Genomic DNA, 4,571 nt, shown 5'->3' with positions numbered 1-4,571 from the left:
AAATTCGCAACCAACAATAGGTTTCATTTCAACTTCAATGGCAGGCTCGCCATTTTCTATAGCCGTAGCATTTTTAGCGGAAGCTATTTTATTCTGATTTAAAACATCGCGAACAAAATGAAAAGCACCCATTAAATTGGCATGATCAGTCATGGCAACGGCTGGCATTTTATTTTTGGCAGTTGCAGCAACCAATTTTGCAACCGAAATGGTGGATTGTAAAACCGAAAATTGCGTGTGATTATGCAAATGCACAAAAGTAGCGTCTTTTAGATCTTGAGTTACTTCTGATGGAATTTGTGTTTCAATGGAAACTTTTCCTGATTGTTTTAAACGTTTTACAATTTCAGCGGAAGCTTCCTTTAGATTGATGTGTTTTAACCCAATTAGCTGGATTTCTTTGGGATTTTTTAATTGAAAATCCTCAAAATATTCTTGCTCGACTTCTAGTTCTTGTTTGTTAAAAACTGCTGTACGAATCAATTCGAAGAAACAGCGTGTAGTTGCCTCGACATCGGCAGTAGCGTTGTGGGCTTCTGAGAACGGAACTTTAAAAAGATATTGATGTAATTCTGTTAACGTTGGCAATTTAAACTTTCCTCCACGACCTCCTGGTAGTTTTAAAAGTGAAGCTGTGACTTCGGTACAGGTATCTAAAACAGGCATTTTCACCATTGGAGAATTAATTCCTGCACGATGAAACTCGCAACCCATAATATTGACATCAAAACCTACATTTTGACCTACTAAAAATTTAGTTTTTGATAGAGCTACATTGAATTTTTCGAGAACTTCTTGCAATAAAAAGCCTTCTTCTTGGGCAAGTTCTGTGGAAATTCCATGAATGCGTTCTGCATCATAAGGAATATTATAGCCTTCGGGTTTGATGAGATAATCTTGATGCTCAATAAGGTTTCCCATATCGTCATGCAGTTGCCAAGCAATTTGCACACAACGAGGCCAGTTTTCTGTATCTGTAATTGGTGTTGCCCAACTGCGCGGCAATCCTGTGGTTTCGGTATCGAAGATTAAGTACATATTTGTAGGCATTAGTAACTAGCCAAAAGGCAATAGTTAGTAAAACAAAAATACGTTTTATGTGTTGGAAAGGCAATTTTAGTTATTAACAAAATAGTTAAATCATCTCATATTTTACAGCCATTTTTATCAATAAAGCGGTGTTACTTGTTTCGAGTTTAAGCATCAAATTTTGACGATGTGTGCTCACGGTCGTGATGCTAATAAAAAGTTTATCGGCAATTTGTTGGTTGGTTAATCCTTCGGCAATTTCTTTTAAAACCTCCTGTTCTCTTCGAGTCAAAATGGGTTTTTGATCGTATTTTGAGGTGTTTTGTTTTTGATAATCGACATTAAAAAACATATTCCCTTTTGAAACAGCATCAATGGCTTGCATTATTTCTTCTTTGGAAGAATTTTTTAGTAAATAGCCACTCGCACCATTTTCTATCATTTTGGAAACATAATTTCGGTCGTTGAAAGTGCTTAATGCCAAACATTGAATAGCAGGAAATTCAGTTTTGATTTTTTTGCATAAATCGATGCCACTAATATCTGGCAGATTGATGTCGAGAAAAGCAATATCAACTTCGTTTTTTTTGAGAAAATCCATGGCTTGGAAGGCATTTTCGGCACTACCAACAATTAGGACATCCTCGTTTTGGCTAAGCAATGCTTTGAATCCTTCAATTACCATAGGATGATCATCGACTATAAAAATTTTGTGCTTCATTTTATGTTATTTCAAATTCAATATGCGTTGAAGTTCCTTTGCTGTCAGATTGTATGTCCATTTTTCCATTTAGATATTCCACTCTGTGGTTGATGTTCGACAAACCAATTCCTGTCATTGCGAGTTTCGAAGCAATCTGTTCTGTATTTACATCAAACCCTTTTCCATTATCTTCTACTGTTAGCGAAATTAAATTATCATTTCTAGTTAACTGAATATTGGATTTGGTTGCGTTGGCGTGTTTTATGGTATTGTTTAAAAGTTCTTGAACAATTCTATACAATACTATTTCGTTGGTTTGTTCCAATCGTTCTTCCATTCCAAAACTTTGGTAAGAAACTGTAAGTTCTGAATTCTGTGAAACCGAATCGCAATAGCTTCTTAGAGTTTCATCCAATCCAAATTTTAATAAAGCTTCTGGCATCATATTGTGAGCTACACGGCGCATTTCGGCAATGGCGTTGTCTATTTGAGAAATGCTTTTGGTAAATGTACCTGCATTTTCTTCTGATAAAATTACGTTTCCTTTCATAGAATTCAGTTGAAATTTTACACCTGTGAGCATGCCGCCCAATCCATCGTGCAAGTCACGCGCCAATCGAGTTCGTTCTTGTTCTTCGCCTTGAATCATGTTTTGTGTCGCATCAATCTTTTTTTCTTGATGGAGTTGAATAATTTCTTGATCATTTATTTTTTTTCTGGCTTTGTAATTTTTGTATAATAAAAAACTAAAAATTAATAAACCCAAAGCAATACCTATTAACGAATAGATAAATGTTCTTTGTTTGATTTGTTGTTTTTCTAGTTCCAAAATGTTTTTGTCTTTTTTTTGAATGTTGTATTTTGTTTCTAATTCTGATAAAAAATGTTTATTCTCTGAACTTGCTATTGAATCATTAAGTTGTTTGTATTTTTTATAATATAATAATGCTTTTTTATAATCACCAGATTCTTCATACAATCTAGAATAATAATCTAATAAGACATCTTTTTGTAAATTTTCATTTGTTTTTTCAATAACTGCTTCTGCAGATTTTAATATTTTTTCCGACTCAGCAAACCTTTTTTGAAGTGTAAGTACTCTTGCTAATTGCATTTTTGATTGTGTGATACTAAAAACATTTTTGTTGGTTTCTGCGATTTTTAAACCTTCACTAAAATTAATGTTTGCTTCATTTAGTTCATTCAAATTCATATTTATTAAACCTGAAATAAGGTGATAACCGGTTAAACTTTCAAAAGAATAGGTTTTGTCGTAATATCGTTTGGCTATTTTAGAATATTTACTTGCTTCTTTATACTCATTTGCCATTGCGTAGGCATACGATTTAAGATAATAGGCTATAAATAAATCTCTTTTTTCATTACTTTTTCTTGCAAATAAGAGCGTTTTTTCTGCACACTCAAATATTTTTTCATTCTCGTTCAAACTTTTATAAACATTGGCTAAATTATAATAATTGTTCACTACGTGTGAATAAAGATTTAAATTTTCAAATCCCGAAATTGCTTTTAAATAGTGTAGTGATGCTTTTTTATTATCACTTAAATAACGATAATTATTTCCTAAAACAGAGTGAATTTTAGGTCTAAATTCAGGATTTTTATTGTTTTTTACTTTATCTAAAAATACTAATGCTTGCTCTAAATTTTCAATTGATTTTTTGTAAAAACCTATTGCAGTGTATATGTATGATTTATTTTGGTAAATGACAGCAGTTTCATAATCTAATTTATTTTTTTTAGCAAAATCTAATGCATTATCATAGGATTTAATAGATATCGTACTGTCAACTACTTCATAATACATAGCCAAATCTTTCATTTTTAAAGCGCGTTGTGAAAGAGTTAATTTCCCTTTCAATAATTTTTTAATACTATCTATCTCTTTTTGCTGTGAAAATGAAATAAATGAAATCAATAAAATTGCGATGCAAGTTATTTTTTTAGAAGCTATTATTTTAATTTTTCTCATATAGGCAAAGTTAACCACAAGTTCCTTTTTCTTATCTCCTATAAAAGTAGGATATTATAAATCATTATTTTACAGTAGAGTAAGTTTTTTTCTATCTGTTAATTTTACATTATTAAATCGCTAACCTTTTAATAATGAATAATATAAAAAAAACGCAATTACTCTTGATGCTGGTATTATGTATTGGTTTCAACAAGGTGCAAGCCCAACAAGCCACGCTAGCATCGGGCGGAAATGCCACAGGAAGTGGTGGAAGCACCAGTTATTCTATTGGTCAGATAGATTATATTACTGCCACAGGATCTACAGGTTCTGTTGGTCAGGGTTTACAGCAGCCTTTTGAAATTTCTACCTTAAGTGGGGAAGAATTTACACAAATTAAGTTGCAAATGCTGGTATATCCAAACCCAACAACTTCTTATGTGAATTTAAAAATTGAAAATTATGATTTTCAAGATTTAATGTATCAATTATTTGACATTAATGCAAGAGAAATCTCAAATCAAAAAATTACCAATATTGAAACTCAAATTCCTTTGGAAAATCTTTCGTCAGCCATTTATTTTTTGAAAGTTTCAGAAAACAGCAAAATCATTAAAACATTTAGAATTTTAAAAAACAACTAATTATGAAAAATTCAATACAAAATATCGTAAAAACAGCACTTCTTTTTTCTTTGTTCTTGACTCTTTTTGCCACACAAGCTCAAGCACCGCAAGCCTTTAGTTATCAAGCGGTAATTAGAAATGCGAGTAATGCATTAGTTGTAAATACTACTGTTGGAATGCGAATTAGTATTTTGCAAGGAACGGCAACTGGAAATGCCTCTTATGTAGAAACACATAA

Annotated in this window: 4 protein-coding genes and 1 pseudogene; 2 read left to right on the top strand and 3 right to left on the bottom strand. The window is 31.9% G+C overall.

What is annotated here, in order from left to right; all coding sequences use genetic code 11:
• The 3 genes from RMN92_RS03250 to RMN92_RS03240 form a co-directional block, all read right to left on the bottom strand.
• Positions 1 to 1,038 (bottom strand): PHP domain-containing protein (locus RMN92_RS03250; protein ID WP_309608030.1); only part of this gene is annotated, 1,038 nt, incomplete at its 3' end.
• 97 nt (positions 1,039 to 1,135) lie between these two features.
• Positions 1,136 to 1,750, bottom strand: coding sequence for a response regulator transcription factor (locus tag RMN92_RS03245; RefSeq protein WP_309608029.1), 615 nt, complete (start codon positions 1,748 to 1,750; stop codon positions 1,136 to 1,138).
• A gap of 1 nt (position 1,751) precedes the next feature.
• Positions 1,752 to 3,725, bottom strand: coding sequence for a tetratricopeptide repeat protein (locus tag RMN92_RS03240; RefSeq protein ID WP_309608028.1), 1,974 nt, complete (start codon positions 3,723 to 3,725; stop codon positions 1,752 to 1,754).
• A 134-nt stretch (positions 3,726 to 3,859) separates the two neighbouring features.
• On the opposite strand from RMN92_RS03240, the gene RMN92_RS03235 reads away from it, so the two are divergent.
• Both RMN92_RS03235 and RMN92_RS03230 read left to right on the top strand, forming a co-directional pair.
• Positions 3,860 to 4,351, top strand: a complete 492-nt coding sequence (locus RMN92_RS03235; protein WP_309608027.1) for a T9SS type A sorting domain-containing protein — start codon at positions 3,860 to 3,862, stop codon at positions 4,349 to 4,351.
• Positions 4,352 to 4,353: 2 nt separating this feature from the next.
• Positions 4,354 to 4,571: pseudogene (locus tag RMN92_RS03230) on the top strand (hypothetical protein); the annotation flags it as partial.

Origin of the sequence: Flavobacterium sp. (genome assembly GCF_031363805.1) — a bacterium.
Lineage (GTDB): Bacteria > Bacteroidota > Bacteroidia > Flavobacteriales > Flavobacteriaceae > Flavobacterium.
Note: the sequence above shows the minus strand (reverse complement) of the source record. Positions and strands in the feature narration are given on the sequence as shown.

What these genes read in the sequence shown, in the direction of transcription:
- RMN92_RS03245 (WP_309608029.1), bottom strand. Translation starts at nt 1,750, where the DNA reads ATGAAGCACAAAATTTTTATAGTCGATGATCATCCTATGGTAATTGAA.
- RMN92_RS03240 (WP_309608028.1), bottom strand. Translation starts at nt 3,725, where the DNA reads ATGAGAAAAATTAAAATAATAGCTTCTAAAAAAATAACTTGCATCGCA.
- RMN92_RS03235 (WP_309608027.1), top strand. Translation starts at nt 3,860, where the DNA reads ATGAATAATATAAAAAAAACGCAATTACTCTTGATGCTGGTATTATGT.